The organism is Bradyrhizobium cenepequi, assembly GCF_020329485.1.
Classification (GTDB): domain Bacteria; phylum Pseudomonadota; class Alphaproteobacteria; order Rhizobiales; family Xanthobacteraceae; genus Bradyrhizobium; species Bradyrhizobium cenepequi.
Genome location: NZ_JAGKJI010000012.1, coordinates 124583 through 149404, shown reverse-complemented (window position 1 = coordinate 149404; position 24822 = coordinate 124583). Strand labels below are relative to the sequence as shown.

Below are 24822 nucleotides of genomic sequence, written 5' to 3'. Positions count from 1 at the left end.
GCGTCTAGCGGGACTTTTTCTTCTTCTTTTTCTTCTTGGCCTTGGTCGCCTTGCCCAACTTCGCCAGGCCTTTCTCGGTCAGGGCCAACGCCTCTCTGAGCTGATCCCGCTCGCGTTTGAGCAAGTCCCTCAGCTTTCTTCTTTCGTCGGGTGTCAATTTATCGAAATCAAGATACGGAACAAATCCCATAGTAAATACCCCGGGTTTCCCGCGACCCCTTGTCAGGCGCAACAACAATGTTGCTCGCGAAGCGACAAATAATCAAGGTAGTTTTCTTGATCGCTACAGCCTCGGAGTGACTGACGACTGACACGCCTCATGCCACGCGGCGACGGAGCAAGCGTTGCAGCGGCGCATTGGGCTGCGCTGCAGCGCGCGTGAGGATCGCAACAAGATCCTCCATCCATTGTGGAATCGCGCGGTGTCCGAACAGGTCGCGCTTGTAGCTGCACGAGCCGATGATGCCACTCGGCCGCTCCTTCAGCATCAGCGAGAGCCAGGTCTGATTGACGGACATCACGGGCTGTCCTTCCCGGTAGGCGTTGCCAAACGTGCGTATCTTCACATCTGGAAACTTCAGCGGCTGGCGCAACGGATTCTGCAAGGTGAAATAGACTTGGATCAGCGAAGCCGGGTCGATGCCCGCTTCTGCAAGCCGCGCGGCGAGGACGCAGAAGGGCAATTCCTGCCTGGCGTGGGCTTCGAGGACGCCAGCGCGCACGCGGGAAAATGCCTGCCGGAACGAAAGTCCCGGATCGATGCTGGTGCGGATGATCACGGTGTTTTCGAACGGCCCGATCAAACGCTCGGTGTCCGGCAGGGAGCGATTTGCCATCGCGGTGGCAACGCAAATGTCATCACGGCCGGTTCGCATCGCGAGCAGAGTCTTCAATCCGGTCAACAACGCCATGAACAGCGTGCCATTTTCCCGGCTTGCAAAGGCGGTCAGCGCTGCGATCAGATCGCCCGACAGGCGCACCGGCTGATGATCGCTGGGTGGAACTGGGGCGACGTCGGCAGCATCGAAGACAGGCGTAACCCCGCGCAAGTTCTCCTTCCAATAGCTGGCCTGCCGCTCCGCCGCGTCTGTGGCGCACCATCCGCGCTGACGGCGCGCCACGTCAGAGAACGGCAAGATCGGCTCGAGCGCTGGTCCCGATCGGCGATCCATGAGCGCCGCATAACGTTGCGATATCTCGTCAAAGAGGATTCCGATCGACCAGCCATCGGCGATGGCATGGTGGATCGTGAGCAGCAGAACATGATCGTCCGCACCAAGTCGCAACAGGCGGGCCCGAAATAGCGGCGCGCATGTCAAGTCGAACGGCGCTCTAGCTTCCTGCTCAGCACGGAGCCTAGCCTTCCTCAGTTGCAGTTGGCTGACCCGCTTATGCTTCAACGGCTGGCGAACCGTCAGATCTTCGACGTCCAACTGCGCGGCGCGCTTGCCAGGAGGCGTGATCACGGTCACGGGCCCGTCGCCATGCCAGCCAAACGCGGAGCGCAGCGACTCGTGACGACGCATGACCTCACCAAGGCTCTTCTTCAGCGCGACCAGGTCGAGCGGTCCCTGCAGCCGCCGTGCAAAGGGCAGATTGAACAAGGGAAGCCCCGGAAGCTCGCGTTCGATGTCAAGCATCTGGGCCTGCGCGATCGACGGCAGGCGCGGACCCGTTGCCGCGACATCCGGAATGATCGACGCAACCTGCTGTGGCTTCGTTGCCAATGCTTCGTCGATCCGCTGCGCAAGTTCTTCCACGGTCGGCGCTTCGAAGATCGTCTTGATCGGCAACGATACGCCGAATGCCCGCGCGATGCGCGCCATCACCTGGCCCGCCAATAGTGAATGGCCGCCGAGGTCGAAGAAATTGTCGCTAACGCCGATGCGGGGGACTTTCAGCAGATCGATCCAGATGTCGGTCAGCGTCTTTTCGGTGCCGCGCCGCGCCGGCACCGTCACGCCGGCGGCCGTCGGCTCGGATTGGTACGCGCCCCTCAGCGCGGAACGGTCGACCTTGCCGTGATTGTTCAGCGGAATGCGTTCGAGGAAGAGGAACGCCGCGGGCACCATGTAGCCCGGCAGCCTGCGCTTGAGGAAGTCGCGCAGCGCGCCGGCATCCGGCCGGCTGCCCGGCGCCGCAACGATGTGCGCGACCAGCTGGGCCTCGCCACCGGCTTCACCTCGCGACTCGACGATGGCGGCGCGAATGTCCGAATGGTCAAGCAGAACATGCTCGATCTCCTTCAGCTCGATCCGATAGCCGCGGATCTTGACCTGATCGTCGATGCGGCCGAGGCACTCGATGGTGCCGTCGGCGCGGCGCCAGGCGAGATCGCCGGTTCGATACAGGCGCGCGTCCGCGGCTTGCGAAAATGGGTCGCGCAGGAAGCGCGCATTCGTCTGCCCGGGATCATTGATGTAGCCGCGCCCGACACCGGCGCCGCCGACGCAGAGCTCGCCCACAATCCCGGCCGGCACCGGCTGCAGATGCGGATTGAGCACGTAGAGGCGCGTATTGGGCAAGGGGCCGCCGATCGGAACGCTGGCCGCGAACGGCGGCAGTTCGCAGAGGCGATTGAGCGCGACGTCATCGGAGCACTCCGATGCGCCGTAAGCATCGACCAGCGGCACATCAGGAAACCGCCGAAACCAGGCGCGGCAGAGATCGACGGCGAGCGGCTCGCCGGTCGAGATCAAGAGGCGCAGGCGCGAGAAGGCGCGCAGCGTCGCTTCGTCGGTTCGTTCAAGAACAGCCCGCAGCAGCGATGGCACGATCTGCAGCACCGTCACCCCTGCCCGCTCGATTTCTTGCGCCAGCAGGTCCGGATCGCGCACGATTTCGTCGGCACAAATGTGAACGCGCGCACCGGCCACAGGACCGGCGAGAAATTGCCAGACCGAGATCACAAAACTCTGCGGCGCGGTCTGCGCGATGACGTCAGCAGACGACAGGCCAAGCTCGGAGATCAGGGACGCCAGATGATTGGACAATCCGCGCTGCTCGATCATCACGCCCTTCGGCGTTCCCGACGAGCCCGAAGTGAAGATGACATAGGCGAGGCTCGATGGCGCGCGCCGCGCCGGCTTTACGGGATTGGCGGCGGAGCCCAGGCCCTGCAGGTGGACAACAGGCAGGTGCTGCTGAGTGGATGAGCGGGAAAGAACTTCCTGTAACGCAGAGGCGCAACTTGCTCCGACCAACACCAAATGCGCGCCGCTGGATTTCAGGATTTCGGCCAGCCGTGCGGCGGGCAGGGCCGGGTCCAAACAGAGAAAGGCAGCCCCGACGCGCTGTACCGCGATCATCGCAGCCATTAAGTCCGGGCTTCGCTCGCCAAATAGCGCGACCACCTTCTCTGCGCCAATTTTCTCCTGCACGAGCCGCGCGGCAACTGCGGCGCTGCGGCGGGCGATCTCGCGGCAGCTAAGACGCACCTCGCCTGCGGAGACCGCGACCGCCTCCGGCGCACGCGCGACCTGCCGGTCGAAGCTCTCAGCAAGATTTTGGAATGCGCTGAAATCGGCTTCGACACCGCTGCAATCCGCCAGTGCACGGCGACGCTCGGCCGGCGACAGCAGCGGCAATCGCGAAATCCGCTCCTCGGGATCGGCAATGACTGCTTTCAGGAGCCGCTCGAAATGCACCGCCATTCCCGCAATCGTCGAAGCGTCGAACAGGTCGGTGCTGTATTCAAAGAAACCCGAAAAGCGGCCGTCGGTCTCGACCAGCTCGAGCGTGATGTCGAACCGCGAAACTTTCGGATCGACCTCGAGGCGCTGCGTCGACAATCCAGGAAACGTGGCCGCCTCGATCGAAGCGCTCTGCAGGATGAACATCACCGGAAACAGCGGATTGCCGTCGCGGCTGCGCGACACCTGCAGCGCCCGCAACACCTCCTCGATGGGCAGATCCTGGTTGCGATAGGCATCGAGCGTGACCTGCCGCACCCGCCGCAGCAGCTCGCCGAAGGTGGGATCGCCGGAGCAGTCGGTGCGCAGGATCACGGTGTTGGCAAACAGCCCGATCAGGCGTTCGGTCTGGATCTGGTTGCGGTTCGCAATCAGCGAGCCGATCGCGACATCCTCGTGGCCGGTGTAGCGATGGAGAACGCATTGAAACGCAGCGAGCAGCGTCATGAACGGCGTGACGCTCTTCGCCTGGCTCAGCGACCTCAGCCGCGCCGACAGGCCTTGCGGGAATTCGATGTAGTGCCGGGCACCGCGGCCGCTCCAGGTCTGTGGACGCGGGCGATCGGTGCGCAGCGGCAGTGTCGTGACGCCATCGAGCTGCCTGCGCCAATAGCTCAACTGCTCCTTCGCCGCCAGTGTCTCCGCCCAAGCCTGCTGCCACGCAGCGAAATCGCGATATTGGAAAGCGAGCGGAGACAACGCGGCAGCGCGTCCCGCGCGGCGCGCCGCATAATGCGCTTCGAGTTCCTGCCAAAACAGCCGCTGCGACCAGCCGTCGGTGACGAGGTGGTGGATGTTGATCACCAGCGCATGATCGGTCGCACTAAAGCGCAGCAGCCTGACTTTAAGCGGCGGTTCATGCTCAAGATCGAATTGGTGGTGGGCCAGCCTCAAAGCTTCGCGCCGGATCGCAGTTTCGCGCTCGGCCTGCGCGCATCCCTTCAAGTCGATATGTCCGAGCCGCGGCATCTCCGCATCAACGCGCTGCACGGGTTCGCCCAGCCATTCGGAAAAGGTCGAGCGCAAGATCTCGTGCCGTTCGCAAAGCGCCGCGATGCTTGCCTCGAACGCAGCAACGTCGAGCCGGCCGGACAGGCGCGCCACTTCCACAACATTGTAATTGTATTTGGTCTGGTCCAACCGGGTGAGGACGTACATCCGCTGCTGCTGGAACGAGAGCGGCGCACGGCTTCCCTCCATCGCGGTCTTCCGCCAGCCCGGCATCACGACGTCACGGCCCGCCGCACGCGATTGCAGCCGCCCGGCAAGTTCAGCGACCGTCGGCGCGTCGAAAATATCCTTGAATGAGAGATCGGCGCCGAATTGTTCGCGCAGGCGCGACAGCATTTGCGTGACTGCGAGCGAATCCGCGCCGAGCGCGAACACGTCCTGATCGATACCGACCTCACCCACTTCCAGGAGCCTCGCCCAGATCTCGGCCAGTTGCCGCTCCAGCTCCGAACGCGGCGAACGCCTGTGTTCGTTGTCTTCGCTAACCGGTCCAGCCGACACCAGTTCGGCAAGCGAGCTTCGCTTGAGCTTGCCGCTCGCCCCTTTCGGCAAGGCCTGAACCATCCGGATCAGGCTCGGGACTTTGTAGGCGGCAAGCCGCTGCCGCGCGAATTGCCGAAGCTGATGCGCGGTCGCGCCGGACTGCGGCCGCAGCACGATCGCGGCGGCGACGGTCTCGCCAAGCTTCTGGTGGGGAATGCCGAAGGCGCCGGCCTCGAGCACGTCCGGATGGCTCAGCAGCGCCTCTTCCACCTCGAGAGGCGAGATCTTTTGCCCGCCGCGGTTGATGACGTCCTTGATGCGGCCGACGATGAAGAGATAACCGTCTGCGTCGAGATAGCCGAGGTCGCCGGTCCTGAACCAACCGTCCCGGAAGGCCGATCTGGTCGCCTCCGGATCGTTGTAATAGCCGCTGCTGATGGTGGGGCCGCGCAGCATGATCTCGCCGCGCTCACCGGCTGGCAGCCGCCGGCCTTCTTGATCCATGATCGCGATCTCGGGGCCGGCGGGCAGTCCGACCGAGCCGGGCTTGCGCCGGTGGCGAGGATTGGCGGCAATCTGGGATGCACCTTCCGTCATGCCGTAGGTCTCGATCACGGGAACGCCGAACCGCGCTTCCAGTCCCTGCAGGATGGCGGGTGCGAGCGATGCGGATGCCGAGCGGATTACGCGCAGCGAGGACGCTCGTGTCATCCGCGTGTCATGTTCGGAAGCGGACAGCACCGCGCGGTGAATGGTCGGCACCGCGGTGTACCAGGTCGGCTCCAACTTCTTCAGGCAGGTGAAGAAGGACGCGGGATCGAAGGCCGCGGTGCAGATCACGCTGGATCCGGCTGCGAGCGCCGTAAGCAGACCGGATATCAGGCCGTGCGCATGAAACAGCGGCAGCACATTGAGCAGGCGATCCTGAGGCCCAAGCGCGAGCACGGCTCCGGCATTGTAGGCCGAAAGACACACGCTTGCATGCGTCAGCGGTACCATCTTAGGGCGAGACGCCGTGCCTGAGGTCAACAGGATAAAGGCATCATCGTCACCGCGCGCGGCACCACCGACAACGGCAGGTCCAGCCGCCGAACCCGCCAAGTCAAAAGCGCCGAGGCCCTGGCTCAGCCGCGGCGAGAGGTCGATCACTGGAATCCCCAACGCATGCGCGGCTGCCCGGCTTGCCTTGCTCGCTTCCGCAGACGTGACGATGGCGGCAAGCTTCAGCTCGCTGAAATAGCGCTGCAGTTCGTCCCCGGTCAGGTCCGGATTGACTGGGATACAGACCGCTGCTGTTGCCACCGCAATAAGGGTCAGCGCGTTATCCACGCCCCGCGGCAATACCACCGCGACGCGATCGCCCTGGGCGATGCCGAGCCCGCGCAATTGACGGACAGTATTATCGGTGCGCGTGGCAAGATCGGCATAGGTCGCCGCACCGCGCCCGGGAGCAAGCACCGCGGTCCGAGCGGACGCCGTACGAGAATAGAAGTCGAGGATGTCCGCGATGCACGAAAAGACCCGCCCCCCGGTGCTGCTGCCGGCCGATCCCTGCGACGGTGAAGCTGCGACGTCCGACAAGGCAGTGCCTTTTTGCTCGAATTGAGCTATTGTCCTCGAACTTCGCAAATCCGTCCAGACCGAGGTCGGGCAAAGTCCCCAAATGTGCGCACCCAGACGACGGAGACACATCCTTCTCCCGAGATGCAGCCTGACGGATAATCATGCCGGAGAATAAGCCAAGCTCTGAAACGACAGGCGGCTTGAAGCACTGGCTTGAGGAGATCGGCCTCGGCCAATACGGCGATCTTTTCATTCAGCACCGTATCGGCTTCGACGTCCTCCCGGATCTGACCGAAGAGGATCTGGCGAAGCTTGGTCTTCCGATGGGTGATCGCAGGCGCCTGCAGCGCGCGATCGGTACGCTAGCCCCGATCGCACCGGTAGCGGGTCGCAGCGTCACGCCGAGAACGGCGAACGCCGCCGAACGGCGGCAGCTCACAGCCATGTTCTGCGACATGGTGGGCTCCACGTCGCTCTCCGAGCAGTTCGATCCCGAGGATGTACGCGACATCATCGCGCGCTTCCGGGAGACTTGCGTCCGGATCGTGAAGTATTATGACGGCTTCGCCGCGCGCTATATCGGCGATGCCATCCTGATCTATTTCGGCTACCCTCATGCGCATGAGGACGACGCTGAGCGTGCCGTGCGCGCCGGGCTTGAGATCGTGGAGGCGCTGTCGTCCGCGCAAGGCGGCGAGCAGCGAGTGGCGTCCGGCTACACGCCTGCTGTTCGCATCGGAATCGCGACCGGCCTCGTCGTCGTCGGAGACCTGATAGGACAGGGCACCGAGGAACGCGACTCCGCCGTCGGCGAAACGCTGAACCTCGCTGCCCGGCTGCAGCCGCTGGCCCCCGTCAATGGGGTGGTCATTGCGTCCTCGACTCAATCCCTGCTGAGGGGAAAGTTCGACTACCAGAATCTCGGCATTCACGCGCTCAAGGGGATATCCGAGAAGGTCCAGGCCTGGCGCGTGGTCCGGCGGGCGCGCACGGAAACGCGCTTCGCCGCGGCAATGGGCCCGAGATTGACACCGCTCGTCAACCGCGAGGAAGAGATCGCCCTCTTGATGCGACGCTGGCAACAGGCCAAGCGGGGTCACGGCCAGGTCGTCCTGCTGTCGGGAGAGCCTGGAATCGGCAAATCGCGCATCTTCCAGGAGATTCACGAGCGGATCGCGGGCGAGCCGCACGGGCAGTTGTCGTTCCAGTGTTCTCCCTACTACACCGGCACTGCGTTCCATCCGTTTATCGAGCAGTTCAAATTCGCGATCGGACTTGATCGCGAAAGCTCTTCGGTGCTGGCGCTCTCAAGCCTCGAGGCGGCGGTGGCCGCGGCAAAGGGCAACGTGCAGCAGGTCGTGCCGATCTTTGCGGCGCTGTTGTCGATCTCAACCGGCGATCGGCATGCGCTGCCGGAGCTTTCGCCGCAGCAGCACAAGGATGTGACGGTCGCCGCGCTGGTGAACCATCTGATCGGGCTTGCGCGCGACCGGCCATTGATGATCGCCTTGGAGGACGCCCATTGGATCGATCCTACCTCGCGGGAAGTGCTCGACCTGCTGGTCCAGAAGGCTCAGAACGCGACCATTTTCGTGATCGTCACCTGCCGCCCGGAATTCAAGGCGAGCTGGAATGCGGATCGCCATATCAGGGCATTGAAGCTCAACCGGCTCAGCCGGCAACTACGGACGACATTGGTCGAGCGCGTCGCGGGCCGGCGGGAGCTGCCGAGGGAGGTCGTCGAGGAGATCATCGTCAAGACCGATGGCGTGCCGCTGTTCCTGGAAGAGCTGACCAAGGCCGTCATCGAATCCAACCTGCTCACCGAGCGGCATGGGCGCTACGTCTTCACCGGACCATGGCGCCAACTCTCGATCCCGGCCACCCTCACCGACTCGCTGATGGCGCGCCTCGATCGCATGGGCCCGTTCAAGAAGATCGCGCAGATCGCGGCCACGATCGGCCGTGAGTTCTCCTACGAGATCCTTCGCGCGGTCGCCGAAGCGCCGGCGGAGCAGATCGAGGCGGCGCTTGATCACCTCGAGCAGGCGGGGCTGATCGTCCGCCGCGGCCATCGGCCAGATTCGGTCTATGCCTTCAAGCATGTGATGATCCAGGATGCGGCGCATTCGAGCCTCCTGCACAGCGAAAGACGAAGGCTGCATTCGCGGATCGCGGAGGTGATCGCCGACCTCTATCCGGAACGTACCGAGCGCGAACCCGAGCTTTTCGCCTATCACTTGACCGAATCCGGCCAGAGTGAACCGGCCGCCGGTTTCTGGCTGAAGGCGGGCAAGCAGGCCGCCAGGGCAGGCGCCAATCTGGAAGCGATCAGCCATCTCCGGCGCGGCCTCAGCGTCACGCAAAGCCACCCCAAGATGCCGCGACGCGACGAAATGGAGCTGGAACTCCGCACCGCCCTGGGCAACGCCCTGATCGCCGCCAAGGGCTATGCCGTGCAGGAGGTCGAGGAAAACTATGCCCAGGCGCTCGAGCTCGGCCGTCAGCTCGACGACGAAGCAATGGTGTTCACGGCGACCCGTGGACTTTGGGTGTGCCACTTCATCCGCGCCGATCTGAAGCGCGCCCATGATCTCAGCGTCGAACTCCTGAAGTTCGCCAAGCGAGTACGCCCGGACGCGACCGCGCAATCGACGCAGCAGCAGGTCGGATACCTCATCGAGGCCCACAGGGCGATCGCCATGACCATGCTCTATCGCGGGCGATTTGCGGCTTCGCACTATCATCTGCAGCGCTGCATCGGGCTTTACACGCCCGATCTGCACGGTGAACTGACCGAACGGCACGGCATCGATCCCGGCGTCGTCTCGCTGTCCTATCTCGGATATCTCCAGTGGTTTCTCGGCCGACCGGATGCGGCGCGCCAGCACAGCGAGGATGCGATCCTCAACGCGGAACAGCTGCGTCATCCGTTCACGCTCGCCTTCGCCCTCGAGTTCGGCGCCTATCTTTGCCAGCACCTGCGTGATGTCGAGGGGACCATGAACTATGCGGACCGCGCCATGGTGGTCTCGTCGGAACATGGCTTCCTGCATTGGAAGCAGCAGGCAGCCATCCTGCGCGGATGGGCGATGGCCGAGCTCGGCGAGATCGACGAAGGGCTGAAGCAGATGCGGGCCGGACTCGACGGCTACGAAGCCATGGACTCCTGGCTCGCCAGTTGCTGGTTCAGGAGCCTGCTTGCGACGGCCTATGCGAAAGCCGGCCGGCTGGAAGCAGCGCTGCGGACATTGGACGGCGCTCTGGCGGTCGCGAAGCGGACTGGCGATCATTTCTTCCTCGCCGAGGTCTATCGCCTGCAGGGTGAAACGACCTTTGCGCAGGGCGGACTGGCGGTGGCAGATGACGTCGAGGAACTGTTCCGTCGTTCGATGGAGCTGGCCCGCCAACAGAGCGCACTCGCATGGGAACTGCGGTCCGCCATCAGCCTGGCGCGCCTTTGGCGCGATGCCGGCAAGCGCGAGCAGGCCGCCGAACTGCTTGTGCCTGTTACGGCGCAGTTCGCCGAAGGCTTCCGCACGCCGGACTTGAAGGAGGCATGGAATCTGATGGAGGAGCTCGGCGTGAATCCATCAAGGCAGCCTCCTTGGGCCGACCAGACAGGACTCCACCGAGCGGGATGAGCGAGCTCGCGGCCGCACGACGACGCTACGCGAAAGCGATCACCCAGCGCGAACAAATCTCCTCCCCGCGCGTGCTGCGGGCTTTCGCCGCGGTACCGCGCGAGCAATTTGCGGACGATGGCCCCTGGCGCATCCGGCGCGAGGCCGGACGCGGCTACTGCTCCACCGCGGATGCCAATCCCGTTCGTCTCTATGACGACGTGCTGGTGGCGATCGATGAACGCCGCAGCCTCGACACCGGATTGCCGAGCCTGTGGGCGCATTTCTTCGATGTGCTCGACATCAAGGAGAAAGAGCGCGTCGTGCAGATCGGCTGCGGGCTCGGCTATTATTCGGCGATCCTATCCAGGATCGTCGGCGCGCAAGGAACGGTGCTTGCCATCGACTGCGACCAGGCCTTGGCCGGCCGTGCCGCCTCCAATCTGAGGCGATACAAGAACGTCGAAGTCATCCACGGCGACGGCCGCAGCGACGTAGGCGGCCCTGCCGATGTGATCATCGTCCATGCGGGCTTCAATCATCCGCATCCGCTGTGGATCGAATCGCTCCGCCGCAACGGCCGTCTGCTGATCCCGCTGACCAGGCGCGGCAGAGCAGGCACCGTCATCAAGATCACCCGCCTCGCGCGCTGTTATCAGGCCGAAGCCGTCAGGCGCATCAGGATCTTCCCCGGCCAGGGCCGAGGCAGAACCGCGCTCGACGAGCGTGTGACGGACTGGTGGGAACGCGCCGTCGCCCTCGCACCGCTACGCTTCCAAGGCATCGAGCAAGGACTGCCATCGGAGCGGAAGCCACGGCGCGCATGATAGCAGCCGACATGCAGTCGCATCGGCTGCGGAGAAATACGGTCTGCGGCGCGGGGACGGGCCGCGCGTCACTTCGGCCTCTCCGCCGCGTGAGTGTCCTGCGCCACTTCCACACGCTCCGACCTGGACGGGAGCATCGGCTCCACGACATTGAACAGCACGAAGTTGGTCACGCGTCCCAGCGCGGTCCGCGGCAGGACTCGCCGGAAGCGTCCATCCGGGGGCGCGAGGCAGATCGGATTCATCGAGACGCCATACTTCAATGCCGCTCCGGCGAAGAGGCGCCCCTCCCTGTCGACGACGCTCTGATCGCTCTGCGACTCGACCGCGAGCTTCATGATGGTCTTGATCTCGTCAGGCGAGGTCTTCGCATTGGCCGCAAGCCTGTCGTGCGCGTCGCGGTCAAGTTTGAACTCGGCGGTCGCCTGCAGGATCTTTTGCCCCTGGCACACATAGCCGCCGGCATGGAGGTATTGCATGGCGACCTGGCTGCATTGCGGCTTTTCCATCAGCTTGGTGAAGATCAGCCAGTTCGGGCCGAGTGGAATCTCCTCGAGCAGGACGTCGTTCAGCGAGGCGTGCACCTTGACGACATAATTCCTCTCGGCGCTCCCGTTCAGCATCCAGCCAAGATCGATTTTCACACCGGTGTTGAAGCGTCCGTTTCGTTCAAGGCTTTCCTGCATCTCCCAGCTCGGCGACGACACGACGGCACCCTCCAGGTCGGCCTTGTCGGCGTGGCAGATGGCCTTGAACTCCTTCACCTCGGCATCGACGTAGTAGAGCGATCCGACCTCCATGAGATTGGAGGGGGGATTGATCGGCACAAAGCTATATCGGCGCAACGTATCGCCGAGGGGATCCTCGCTGGGCCTGGTCAAGTAATACGCTGTCGATGGAACGGCCACCGTCGCGAGCACTGCGGCCAGCGCAATCATCGTCATGGTGCGCATGACTACCTCCTGCCATCATATCCGGATCAGACGTGCATCGACGCGGGCTATCGGCCCGGGCAGCAAGCACCACCGCAGGCGACATAGCCCGCGGGACACGCGAAGACCGGCGTGACGGAGCAGGTCGCCGCTAGAATCATTGCGAGCATTCCAAACATCCTGACGGTACGCATGACGCTCTCCTGGGTCACACCGGCTTCGGCTCATCGCAGCTGGCAACACGCCCCCTCAGCGCACGCCCATGCTATCCGAGACACCCGGTCCGGCAGTGTGAGATAACTCACACCCGCGGGCCGAAAGCGGATGGAATCTGCGTGTGGCGTTAGGGAGATCGGGCGTTACCAAGGGCAAGAAACAGCGTCTGTTGCCACCGATCGCTTTCGATTTGATCGAGCACGGCGAGATCGAGCACCGGCCGCAAGGCGCTGCTTCTCGGCAGCACGATCGCATATCTCTCGCTGCTGAAGCTGGTGTCGACGACTCTGATCGAGCCTGAGAAGTCGTTACGAACGATCCAGGCCAGAAGCGGCTTGTCATGGACGAAAGCGTCGATCTCGCCGCGGCTCATGGCGGACAAGCCGCTTTGAGCATCTGGAAATGCCCGGAAGGAAAGCTGCTGACGCGTGAGGTAGTCGGCTGTCGCAGAGTTCGCCGCGGCACCGACGCGCACGGACCGCAAATCGTTGAAGCTGTGAACGGCGCCTTGCAGCTCTCTGCGCGTAAGGGTGGAGGTGATCCCGGCAGTGAACACGGCGATCGCGATCACGGAAGCGATCATCCAGCCGGTCGCGACGATTCGCCCGGGAAGCGTTGCCGGTGCATTCGCGGCAGCTCCCGCCTGCGTCATGGCAATGGTCGACCACCAGAAGCTGGTGCCGAGCCCCTTGGCGCCTCCGCTGAAATGTTCCGTTTTCCGACGCTCGAATAGCCAAATGAGGAAGCCGACGGCCATTGCAAAACAAAGCAGCAGACCGACAGCCTGGAAGAAGCCGAAAGAGAGAAGCGCGCGCCCGATCGAGACCCAGGGGCTTTCATTGAGCGGCACCGCTATCCCGAGCCCCGTGTTGTAGAAAGGTTGAGTAAAATCGACATTGCGTGCACGGGCAGCGGTCACGGTTACCGCTGCGACGCCGGCATCGAAGTCGCCCTTCGCGACGCCATCGAGCAGGTCCTGCACGCTCGGGGTCTCAACCAGACGAAAACGCAGATGCGCGTCATCAGCGATCCGTCTCCAGAGCTCAATGCTGATACCACCCCAGTTCCCATCCGGCTGCTTCATCGCGAAAGGCGGGGCTTCCTTGGTCGCCACCACCAATTCTTTGTCAGGGGCTACGCCTTGCGCGCGGACCGCGCTGCAGACGAGAAGGATCGCCAGCGACAGAAGATATATCAAGACCGATCGAAGCGACAAAATCACTGGTGCACGGGCGCGCGTTCCGGTTGCATCATCATGGTCAGAGTGACGCTCAAAAGGCGACGACAATATGTTGATACCGGCAGTCTCGATTTCCTCGATAGCGCCCCTGGCGTTCGTGGCTGGATCTAGACTGCCTAGTCTCTGATGGCCTGTTTCTCCGCCTCGGTCAAACCGACCGTTTCCGGGTCGCTGAGCGTCGAATAACCAAGAACCTGCACATTGCCATTGGGATTATAGGAGTGCTGGCTCTGGGTTCTGCGGCGCTGATCGTCCTGTTGCGGATTCTGGCCGGGCTCACCGTCCCCTCCGCCAAAGCCGAGGAACTCGACGACGATGATCGAGGGCCGGTCCGAGTTTGCGGCTTGTGCCGGCAGACCGGACTGCTGGGTGGCGGCAGCGGTGTTGGAAGCCGCCGTCAGCGCGCCGGTGTCGGTGGTATTGGTCGGCACCCCGAGCGTCATGCCGCTCACCTGGATATTGTCGGTGCCGCGGATCTCCAGCGCCGCGATCACGAGGTTGCCCGAGACGCGAATGCCGGCATCGCCCGCATCCACTCGGCCGCGCGGCGCGATCAGGCTGACGTTGCCCGGCTCCTGAGCTGCGCCCGTGATCAGGGTGCCGATGCCGCTGCCGGTCGCCTCACCGGTGAATTCGGTCGTGAAGGTGCCGGTTGCGGGATCGAAGATGATCCTGGGCGGCGGAGCAAGCAGCGCCGTCTTGGCGCCCTTGCCCGCGTCGATGTCGCCATTCGACGACCAGATCAGGATGTCGCCGCCGCCGAGCGTGAACACGCGCGACGAATTCACCGTCATGTCCCCATCGAGCATGATGGAGACCGAGCCGCCGCGCACGGTGGTGATGCCAAGCTGGTCGGCGGTCTTGGCGCTGGCCTGGCTCGCCCGCGGCTGCACCGTCTGGCCGGCGTCGATCCGGCCCTTCGGCACCAGAATGTTGATGTTGCCGCCCTGCACCGTCTTCACCTGGCTGTACATCATCGACAGATCGCCGGCGTAAGCCTCTGGCGTCGGGAACAGCACATCGATGGCGTCGTATCCTGCGTTGTAGTTGCGTGACACCGCCGCGTCCCGGCCGACGGCGGCGAGCTCACGATAGAAGACTTCGCGAATGAAGGCATTGCGTATGCTTTCTGGAAGCATGGAGAACGCGGCCCAGGCCTGCTCCTCGGTCAGCGCGCCGTTGCCCGTTCGCTTGCGCATGAACGTCAGCAAGTCTTCGGCATAGTGACGCGTCACGCTCCCGGAAGAAGCCGGATTGAGATAGGTGGCGGCGAAGGCCGCATAGTCTGGACCCTTGGTGCCAGCGCCGACAGTCAACGCGACGTTCGCTCCGCGATTTTCTGGCAGGAACGGGTTGCGCTGGTTGCCGACTGTCTCGATGCCGTGGGCCTCCCTCAGGTTCAGGTCGCGGCCGGCGGTGACGTCGAGCAGTCCGGGACCACCCAGGATGATGGTGGCACCCTCGCCGCCACCAGCTTCAGGATCGACGAGATGCCCGGCGGCATTGAGCTGCGCGATTCGCCCGATGTCGCGTCCCGAGCGGATCACGGTGACCTGGTCATCCGAGAAATGCTGGCCCTCGAAGCGCATGTCCACGATGTCGAGGCCGGCCAGGATGGTGGCCGGCTTGGGCGCAAACAGCACCGTCCCGTCTCTCCGGACGCCGAAATAGATGCTGCCGTCGCGCGCATAGAGGCGGACGGGATCGGTATCGGCGGCTCGATAGTGATCGACGGCGTGAAGCAGCGTGCGATCGGTGCCGTAGACCCCGGCGGCCGCATCCATCCTGTCCACCAGGCGGCTCGTAACGCCTTGATGGAAATTCCAGGCCGGATTGAAGATGCCGGCGATCAGTGCCGGATCGGCGTCGGAGACAAGGATGCCGCCGCCACTGATAAACGATTCCGACCGGCCGAGATTGATCGAGTCCGCCGCCAGGATCGTCAGATTGCCATTAGCGACCGGCCACAGCGCAATGGTGCCACCCACCTCCCGAGCGCCCCGGTCCGCGGGCGCACCGACAAAGACCGATCCGCCGAAGGCCACTGCTTCCACCGTGCCAGGGTAGTAGTTGAAGGCATACGCCCAGCTACGCGTCCGCTTCTGTTCGTCGCTCACGCCGGTGTTGGGATCGGCGATGGGATCACCAAAGCCCCTCAGCGTGCTTCCGGTTGTTACTTGCCCAACAGCCGAGCCCCGCAGCATGGTCGACAGATTGACGTCGCCGGCCGCCGATTGCAGCTTGATTGCGCTTCTTTCGGTGTAGGTCGAGAAGTAGATGCCTTCGTAGTCGGTGAGCGCCGAGAAAATGCCAGGATCGATCGTGCCGAGCAGTGTCGGATTGAACACGCCGCCGATATTGATGTCGCCACGCGCAGCTATATCGAAGGTCGCATCGCCCAGCGCGAGCACATTGTCGAAAATGACACCGGTATTCAGCTTCGATCCCCCGAAGGCGCCACCGATGTCGAGATTGCCGTGGCCTTCGCCAACATAGATCAGCGCGCCGCTCGTATCGCCGCCGCTGCGGATGGTGACGTCGCCGCCGCCATAGGTCAGAAGGGTCGCGTTGGACGGCATGGTCGCCCTCGCGGACGGATCGGAGCCGTTGCCCGCCGCAAGCCATCCGCCCTGGGCCGCGACGATGGTCATGTCGTCGACACGGCCGCTCGCGGTCACAGTGACATCGCCGCCACCCAAGGTACCGACGCCCTCCTTGAACTTGCTGTAATCGACCGCCCAGGCTGTATTCAGGGTCATCGGCGCATACATGAACGAGCCCGAGACCGCGAAGCGCTGGCCGTCCGCCGACAATTGCCCCTGGCGCATCAGCCAGTCGGCGACGAACTGGTGACCGAGCATTGGGAAAGCGTTGTTGTAGGTTGTGTTGAAACGGAAGCAGGTGCCGGCCGCGCGGCTGAATGCACAGCTCCAACCCAAATCGCGAGGCGGTCCTTTGACGTCCTGCTGCGCTGTCAGACGCAGGTCGCCGCCCTGGTCGGCGAAGCTGACGGCCGGATTGTAGACATACTGCCCCCATGGACCAAGCCCCCACAAGGCCCACTCATCGCCCATGGAGCCAAATGTCACATTTCCCGGCCCGGCGAGCTTGCCGGCGGTATACACGATGGCGGCCGGATGGAAGAGGCTCGGATCATTTGGATCGCCGACCGGGACCCAGTCGCGATAGGCGAGCAACGGCGTCCCATTAGGACCGATCGCCTGATCGATGTCGATCACCTGCGTGGGGTCGGTGGGACTTTGAAGCTGTAACTTCTTCGGCGGCGTGAAGACGATGCTGCGGCCGGCGGCAAGATCGATGTCGCCAGTGCCGGTACGAACGATCACATCGGTCGCCAGAACCACGTTGCCGCTGCCGTCCGCGAGGTCGAACACCGGCTGAAGCGCCAGAGGATCTGCCGAGGCGGTGTCGGCACCGCCGACAAGCCGGTACGACCAGCTGTCGTCCGCGCGCAGTGTACCCGCAACGGTCCAGCCGTTGCTGGCGTTACCGAGCCAACCGAAGCCATCGAAGCCGTCGTTGATCGACTTGTCGATCCTGAGCGTACCCGCCGCACGTAGGGTCAGCACGCCAACCTCCCCGCCCGGCCGCGCGCCGGCGAGATTGAGATTCTCGGCGACCGTCATGTCGCCGGAAGAGCGGAACTCGATGCCGGAGACGAGATGGAAATTGGGGTCGCCGATCCGCCCCAGACGCGACAGGATCGCGCTCTTCTCCGCCACCATGAAAGCGTTCGCGTCGGCCAGCGCGGTGTTCAGCATCGTTGCGGTCAGGCTGGTGACACCATCGTAGCTCCAGACGGCCTCCGCATCGACGCGATCGGCGCCGATGAACGTGGCCGAGGCATCAACCAGCCGGAAACCGGACGTCGCCGTGTCGCGCCCGGCGCGCAGATGAATGTGCCCCGCTTCATCGACGCCCGTCACATCGATCACCGAGCCCGCCCGCAGCGCGAGATCGCCGGCGCCGGCAATGAGATCGACCCGTCCACCGCGGCCTTCCGATCCGCGCGCGAGGAGCGAGGCGCCGGTCGCGACCGTGAGATCGCCCGCCGACACCAGGCGCACGCTGCCTCCCTTCGCCCCGTCGGCATCGATCACGGCTCCGGCCGCAACCGTGACGCTGCCGGCATCGGCCGTGACGCTCAGCGTCTCCGCCCGCGTCATGCCGTCGAGCACCACGTCCCCAGCACGCGCGCGGAACGACCGGCTGTCGGAAAAGCCGCCGGCATTGAGCAGCGCGTTGAGGCTGCCAAAGCCCGGGATTGCGCCCGCATCGAGCGAGAAGCTGCCACCCCTCGCCGTTCCGGCAAGGTTCAGGATTCCGTTCGGCGTCTGCACCGCGAGCGTGCCTGCGTCGCTGCTATCAGCACCGGCGGAAAGGTCGATGAAAGCGCCGGCCAACACGTTCACGTTGCCGGTCCGCGCGATCAGCGTCACGTCGCCCGACGGCACGAATCGGGTCTGGTCGAAGAACGCCACCTCGCGCCCAGCGGTCACCAAGTGCGCCGTGCCGTCGATGGTGAGCGTCTCCGTCGCATCGAGAGTGAGGGCGCCCGACGGCAGATCGATGGTGCCACCGATCAGCACATTGCGCCCGGCAAGCGTCAATGACGCGCCGAACGCATCGCTCGTTTGTGGCTTTTCGGTCGTTCCAGGCAGAACGGCTAGGTTGCCGGTCGCCACGAGACCTTGCGTGGCGCCATGGCCGCCGGCGATCCAGCCCGCAGACACCGTCACGTCGGACGCGGCGGTGTCGCTGCCGACCGTAAGACCTCCAACGCCCGCAAATGTCATGTCCTTGGCCGCACGGAATGCAACGGTGCCGTAGCCGCGCAGTTGGTTGGCGCCATCGCCAATGACGATCGATTCAGCCGCAACGGTGAGTGTACCGACAGAGGCCGGATCATCCGCCACGGTGATTCCACCGCTGTTGCGCAACGTAACCATGCGAGCCTGAATGGTGGCATCACCGGCGGCGCGACGAACCAGCATGCCGTCGAGCACCAGATCCCCCAGCAATGCCGTCCCGTCCGCGTTCATGCCACCGACGATGGCAGCCCCATAAAGATCGATTGTGCTGTAGCTGCGCAGGATCAGTCGGCGGGCATCGCCGAGCCGGGCGAGAGCGGCGTTGTCGAGCACCAGCCCACCGGTGCCGAACGGCGCATTGCCGAAGCCGATCCGGCTAGAGGCGACCTCCAGCGACGGAGTCACGAGCCGAGCTCCAGGCGAGACGATCGTATCGCTGGTGGCGTCCAGAATGACCGTGCCGTCCGCTTGCACCACCGCACCGTCGGCGACGGTCAGCCGCCCGGGCTCCCGGCCATCGGCATCGGCCAGCCGGTCGGCGCGCGTCAGCGTCACGGTCTCAGCGTTGCTGACGATGAGTACGGCGCCATTGCCGCTGCCGGTTGCCTGCGACTCGGTTCCAATGCGGAAGCTCGTGACGCCATTGCCCGCGACAGCTCCCTCGGCCCGAATGACGGCACCGGACGCGACAACGATCGAGCCGGTCGATGAGTCAGCCACGTCGCCGCGGGCAACCAGCAGGAGTTCGGGCGCGACAATCGCCGAAGCCTCGTCATTGGCGATGAGGATGCGATCGGAGGCGGCATCGATCACGTTGCCGGCGGCAGAGACACGCCGTGTACCGCCGAGCAGCAGGCTCTCGGCGCCAAGCCCGGTGAGCGCGGCGCCGTCGATGGTCAATCCGTAACCAGCGACCGGACCATCGCCGGTCCGCACCACGGCTATCGACTCGGCAACGATGTCGACAAGGCCGCCGCGACCGCCTGCGGCGGCGTCGAAATGGCTGGTGCCGCCAAGCCGCAACACACTGGATGCATTGAACACCACCTGGCCGGCATCGATCGGCAGCCGCGGCGCCATGAGATCGAGATCAGCCGCCGCCTGGGCAAAGAAGCTGCTCGCTTTGTGCTCGACATACTCCGTATAGCTGCGGGCGACATCGCCGGACATGACACGGAACAGAGACGTGCGCGCATCGCGCACCGCACCGTCGGCGGCAGCCCTGTAACCGCCAACGACCCAGGAGCCGTCCGGCATCGCGACGGCACCGAGCGGCATGTCCGCCGCCTCGCTCTGGAGCGTGACGCGGAACGCGCCGGGCAATAGCGCATAGCGGCCGGGTAGCAACGTGTAATACCCGTCCGCCAGGCCGGGCACGCCGGAGAGCCAAACGCTGTCGCCAACCTTGAGCGGCACGTTATGGCCGGCGTCGGGATCGACGGGCGTCGGCCCGCGATAACCCGGCAGCACGGCAAAAACCGGCGCGCCGGCAGAGCTGTCCAGGATGTCGCGCGAACCTCCCGTCCCGGGGACGAATTCCGTTCCCAGAAGATCGCCGCCACCCGAGAGATCGATGACGGCGCCCTCGACGAAGTCGACGGTCTTGCTGCTGAGTGTCAGTCGCTTCGCCTTCGGCGCAACGATCAGGTTGACCGCAAGTCCCCCCTGGCTCGTCAGACCAGTGACGAACTCCCAGGTCTCGCTGTTCTCGACGATGCCGTAAGGAAGCAGGAGTCCATCGCCTGACACCGAGGTGATGCTGCCCGATGCGAGCGTCACCGTACCATTCGCGCCGGCGTCGAGCGTGATCGCACCGAACGGCGCGCGCAGGATGCCGCCCTGGGTGATGGTCGCCGCCTTCACCGTCAAGGTAGCGCCGGCCGAGAACGGCACCGCGGCGTCCCCCGCGCCGACGGCGCGGCCGAAGGTGACCGAGCCGTTCGCACCCGTCGCCTCGATCGTGTACTGGGCTTGCATGGTCGGATAGAGTTGCGCCGCCTCCAGCGTCAGCGCGCCGGCAATCCTGAACGCTCCGGTCGGAATGTAGGATAGCATCTGATTGCCGGACTCGTTCAGCACCGGGTCGCCGTTCTCGTCGAACAGCGGCGCATCCCAGGTTGTCGTCCCGACGAAGCGCAGATCACCCGTGCTGCGGATATCCGCCTTCCCGATTCCCTGCAGGTGCATGTTGCCGGCGAGATCCACCAGCGCTCCGTCGACCACGAGCGAGCCGGGACCGGTTGTTGGCGCGTCCACGTTCTTCTGACGGAACGGCTGGAAATTGCCGAGAGCGAGATAGGGCGCGCTCAAGCGGATCACAGGTGCGGGCGCATCGGCGGTGGCAATCGCGCGCAGGACACGCGAGTCGATCTGCAGCTCGCGTCCAGCGCTAAGCGCTATGCTGCCTTCGAAATCGACCGCAGCATCCGCCGACAGGCTGATCTCGTCGAAACCAGGGGCAAGGATCGTATCGGCAGCCAGATGAAGTTTTCCGAGCGGCATCGTGCCGGTTCCGATCGGGTCGCCGGCGTTGAGGCCGTCGGGCAACCGTGTGCCGGAGCCGCGCAACACGATCTCGGTCGTCAGCCCGTTGATGGATCCCGTCGCTCCGCGATAATTGCTCACAAGGGAGAACGAACCGCCGGCCGCGAGCGGATGTGCGCGCTGGGCAAGGTAGGAGCCCCCGACATAGCCGCCATCGCGGGCTGAGATCACGATGCTGCCGGCATCGCTCCAAACTTCGGTGGGACGGGTGCCGAACCTTCCGGCCTGATTCAGTGCGCCGCCGAAGGTCGCCCTGACCGGATTGCGGATATCGAGCGTGGCCGAGGCGCCGGACACGTCGATCAGCGATCCGGCCTCGGTGACGACATAGCCGTTCCACGACGCATCGACCGTAACCGTCCCGCCATCGAGAACGTATCCGGTCCGCAGGCCATACATGTTCGGGGTCAGCACAACGGTGCCACCGGCCAGCAGGCGCGCATCCTCCGTCAGCCAGACGGCGCGGTCCTGTTTGAAGGGCGTCGCACCGGATTGGGTCAGTGTGTTGCGATCCGCAGCTTCCGAAATTCCGACATGGATCGCACCGCCCGGCGCCTCGATGGTGCTGGCCACGGTGACGCGTCCGGCAGCGGTCAACGAAACCGACGCTCCCGGATCGACCGCGATGACTACGCCTTTCTCCACCGTCAGCACGCCGGTCGCGTCGAGCTTGCGGACAACGCCGCTGACGATCGCATATTGCGCCTGACTGGAGTCAAGGCTGAGGTTTACGGCCTTGCGGACACCGACGGGCTGCACCGAGATGGTGCCGAGATCGGTGAGCGCGGTTCCGCTGGCGAAGGCGAGACCGCCGCCGGCGATCAGACGGGTCGCGGCAACCGGCGCAAGGTGCGTGTCTGCCGCGACGACGACCGATTGAGTGCCATTCAGCGCATAGCTCGCGAAGCCGCCCTGCCGGAAGAAGTCCGGCGTGAAATGATTGGGCTCGCCCATCACCAAGATGCCGTCGGGAAGGATCGGCTCGCCGCCGATGACGATCTGGCGTGTGGTCAGCGACAAGCTGCCGCCCTGACCTGCGGACAGCGGTGTTGCAAGTGCATGGCCGCGCAGCTCGGCGCCGAGCACCACATCGGTCGAGGCGATGGCGATCGAGCCGGCATCGCCTAAAACGATGCCGCCATTGAAACCCATATAGCCGCCGCCTGAGACGTCGATCAGGCTGCCTTCAGCCAGATTTATCGCGCCGAGCTCCGTGCGGGTACCTACCTCGCCGGGTGTCCCCGCCGTGATGGACACGCTACCGCCGTCGCGAGTGGCGGCCGTCACCACTAGGCGGCCAAAATCATTGAGCCAGCGTCCCGAGGTGTCGAGCACCGCTGCACTACCGACGCGGATCATCTGCTGCTCGGCCGATGCCAGCGAATTGTGGGTGTAGGCGGTGGCAAGCGTGATCGTGCCGCCATGTGTGCTGACCGCGCCGTTCACGTTCAATGCATTGGCCGTCAGCTTGACCACGCCACCGTCATTGACCTCGAGCTTGGTCCCGGCCGCCACTTCGACCGTGTCGTTGGCGTAGACTTCCAGCCGGCCAATCCCGCCCTCCACGAGCCGCTCGGCCGAAACCGTGCTGACGAAATCGCTGGCCAGAGCGGTGCCCGGCTCGAAATTCGCGGCCAAGCCACCGATCTCGTTCTGAATCCGCACCGCCTGCAGGCGGTAGTCCAGGAGGCGGCTCAGGTCCGGCGTAGCATCGGCATCGCCGAGCACCAGCGTGCCGCCAACCGGAGCGGATTGGCTGGGCTTGATCCGCGTGCCGGGGTCGACGTGCGCGGCGATGAGGCCGTCCAATGCAACGCGCGGCGCATTCAGTGTCACGGTGCCGGCCGCTTGACCCTGGGTATAGCCGGATTCGTATCGTCGACCCGACACGAGCGGTGACGTCCAGGTTTCAGAGACGTTCCAGCGCGCGTGATTGCGCGTGAAGCTCCCAGCGGTGTCGTCATAGGCGTCACCCCAGCGCGCCGCCCCGACGCTCACCATCCGCCCGTGTGAAAGCAGACGCGTCACCTGCCCATATCCCGCGGCAAAATCGAGCGTGCCGCCGCTGACATCGAGCGTCGCACCATTGCGGACGACGATGTCGCCGTAACCGTCCATGGCGATGCTGCCGCCCCTCGACGTGAGTTCGCCGATGCCGCGACGGATCAGGCCGATATAGCCGGACGCATCGAATAGCTGCGAGCCATACCAGACACCGGGCTGGCCGCTGAACCACTCGACATTCTGCATCAGTGGATCGTCGAAGGTGCCGGTATCGCGGATATCGATCCAGACTTTCTTGCCATAGAGCGGCGAGTTGCGCAGCAAAGGATTGTCGCGCAGCTCATTGCCGCGCAGCTCCACCTCGATGAAGTTGCGCTCGACCGACAACGCGACATTGCGCGTGCCGGAGACATCGATCGTCGCTCCGGCCTCCACATAGATGCGGCTGGCGTCGGTTGCGCCCGGCTGAACATCCAGCAAAGGATTCTCGCGCGCAGCGACATTGATGACGCCGCCCGGCGCCACCACAGTCGATTGCGCACCAAAGACAATCGCCTTTCCGTAGATGTCGACCATCGAAGGATTGAGCAGCGCCGTCGCCGCCACTGTTTCGGGATCGCTGAGGTCGGGAAGCACATCGATCAGCGCAGCGTCTTCGACGATCACGGTACCGGTATGCCCTGCCTGACGCACGGGTTCTCCATCACCTTCCTGGGTGCTGAGGATCGTCCCATAACGGGCATGCAGCGTGACCGAGCCATTGGCCGTCACGTTGGTCGTGGCGCCGATCCGACCGCCGGCGAAGACATCCATCGCAGCCAACGTCACGTTGCCGCGTTCGGCGAGGATGTCGCCGCGATTGACCGCCGCGCCTTCACCGTCAACCTCGACCAGATAGCCGCGCAGCGCGGCGTCGGTGCTCGCCTTGAGATAGACGGCATTGCCCGCGGCCAAGAGCGTCTGGCCGTTCGGCGTGCGGATCGTGCCGGCATTCTCGACCGAGCCGCCGAGCAGCAGCACTTGCCCCTGGGCGCCCGCCTCGATGCGCGCGCCCGCCTCCACCTTGACCGGACCCGCCGTGACCCCCGCGGCCGCGGCGAAGCTCGCGTCGACCTCCCAGCGCGGCGTCACGATGCCGCTCAGGAATTTCGCGTCCGGCGTGTCGAGCGCGCTGGCCGTCAGGCCCGCGACATTCACCTGGCTGGTGCCGGTGAAGATGATGCCGTTGCGATTGATGATGTAGACCTGCCCATCGGCCTTGATCTGGCCGGCGATGCGCGAGGGACTTGCGGTGGGATCAAGCACGCGGTTGAGCGCGACCCACGAGGCATTGCCGTGCTGATCGAAATTGACCGTGGTCTCCCTGCCGACATTGAACGTCTGCCAGTTGAGGATCGCCTTCTGCTGGGTCTGCTGGATATCGACCTGCGTCCGGCCGTTCACCTCGGCTTGCGTCGGCAAGTGTGCACCCTGCCACAGGCTGGAGCCCGGCACGGCGCCAGGCGCGACCTGCAATCCGCCCGCTGTCAGTCCATTAGGTATATTGCTCGATGCCTGCTGTGCCACGCTGCGCGCCGCGTTCTGCGCCGCCTGCATGGCCTGGATCGCTTGCGTCGCACGCGTCAGTGAATCCTGCGCCTGCTTTGCCGCACGTGCCGCTTCCTCCGCGCTGGACTGCGCAGCTGCGGCTGCGACCGCCGCCGCCGACGCACCAAGTGGGCGCGCGCCGGCTCCGGGTGCAGTCCCGAGAAGCGCAGCCACGCTCACGCCCGCGAGCAAGAGCGAACGACAAATGGGGCGATACGAACGGAAGGTGAAGAGCTCGAAATTGTGAGAGGGCATCATGCACCTTCAT

At 64.6% G+C, this 24822-nt stretch carries 7 protein-coding genes; 2 read left to right on the top strand and 5 right to left on the bottom strand.

Annotation, left to right across the window (positions count from 1 at the left end; translation table 11 throughout):
- Window positions 1–4: 4 nt before the first annotated feature.
- A complete protein-coding gene (locus J6497_RS15980) occupies window positions 5–190 on the bottom strand; it encodes a hypothetical protein (protein WP_225705218.1) in 186 nt (61 codons plus the stop codon).
- A 127-nt stretch (window positions 191–317) separates the two neighbouring features.
- Complete coding sequence (locus J6497_RS15975) at window positions 318–6767, bottom strand: non-ribosomal peptide synthetase (RefSeq protein ID WP_225705217.1); 6450 nt, start codon at window positions 6765–6767, stop codon at window positions 318–320.
- A gap of 143 nt (window positions 6768–6910) precedes the next feature.
- On the opposite strand from J6497_RS15975, the gene J6497_RS15970 reads away from it, so the two are divergent.
- Window positions 6911–10393: an AAA family ATPase gene (locus J6497_RS15970; protein ID WP_225705216.1), complete on the top strand. Its 3483-nt coding sequence runs from the start codon at window positions 6911–6913 to the stop codon at window positions 10391–10393.
- On the top strand, window positions 10390–11199 hold the full coding sequence (locus J6497_RS15965; protein WP_225705215.1) for a protein-L-isoaspartate O-methyltransferase family protein: 810 nt from the start codon (window positions 10390–10392) through the stop codon (window positions 11197–11199). Before J6497_RS15970 ends, J6497_RS15965 begins: the two co-directional genes overlap by 4 nt.
- Window positions 11200–11267: 68 nt before the next feature.
- Here J6497_RS15965 and J6497_RS15960 read toward each other — a convergent pair whose 3' ends face one another.
- The 3 genes from J6497_RS15960 to J6497_RS15950 all read right to left on the bottom strand — a co-directional run bounded on the left by J6497_RS15960 (window position 11268) and on the right by J6497_RS15950 (window position 24728).
- Window positions 11268–12152 carry a hypothetical protein gene (locus J6497_RS15960; protein WP_225705214.1) on the bottom strand — a complete coding sequence of 295 codons (885 nt, stop codon included), beginning with the start codon at window positions 12150–12152 and terminating at the stop codon, window positions 11268–11270.
- 322 nt (window positions 12153–12474) lie between these two features.
- A complete protein-coding gene (locus J6497_RS15955; protein ID WP_225705213.1) occupies window positions 12475–13545 on the bottom strand; it encodes a transporter substrate-binding domain-containing protein in 1071 nt (356 codons plus the stop codon).
- Window positions 13546–13703: 158 nt separating this feature from the next.
- Window positions 13704–24728: a filamentous hemagglutinin family protein gene (locus J6497_RS15950; protein ID WP_225705212.1), complete on the bottom strand. Its 11025-nt coding sequence runs from the start codon at window positions 24726–24728 to the stop codon at window positions 13704–13706.
- Window positions 24729–24822 lie beyond the last annotated feature (94 nt).

Excerpts from the sequence above, each read along its gene's own strand:
- J6497_RS15970 (WP_225705216.1), top strand. The coding sequence starts at position 6,911 with ATGCCGGAGAATAAGCCAAGCTCTGAAACGACAGGCGGCTTGAAGCAC.
- J6497_RS15965 (WP_225705215.1), top strand. The coding sequence starts at position 10,390 with ATGAGCGAGCTCGCGGCCGCACGACGACGCTACGCGAAAGCGATCACC.
- J6497_RS15980 (WP_225705218.1), bottom strand. The coding sequence starts at position 190 with ATGGGATTTGTTCCGTATCTTGATTTCGATAAATTGACACCCGACGAA.
- J6497_RS15960 (WP_225705214.1), bottom strand. The coding sequence starts at position 12,152 with ATGCGCACCATGACGATGATTGCGCTGGCCGCAGTGCTCGCGACGGTG.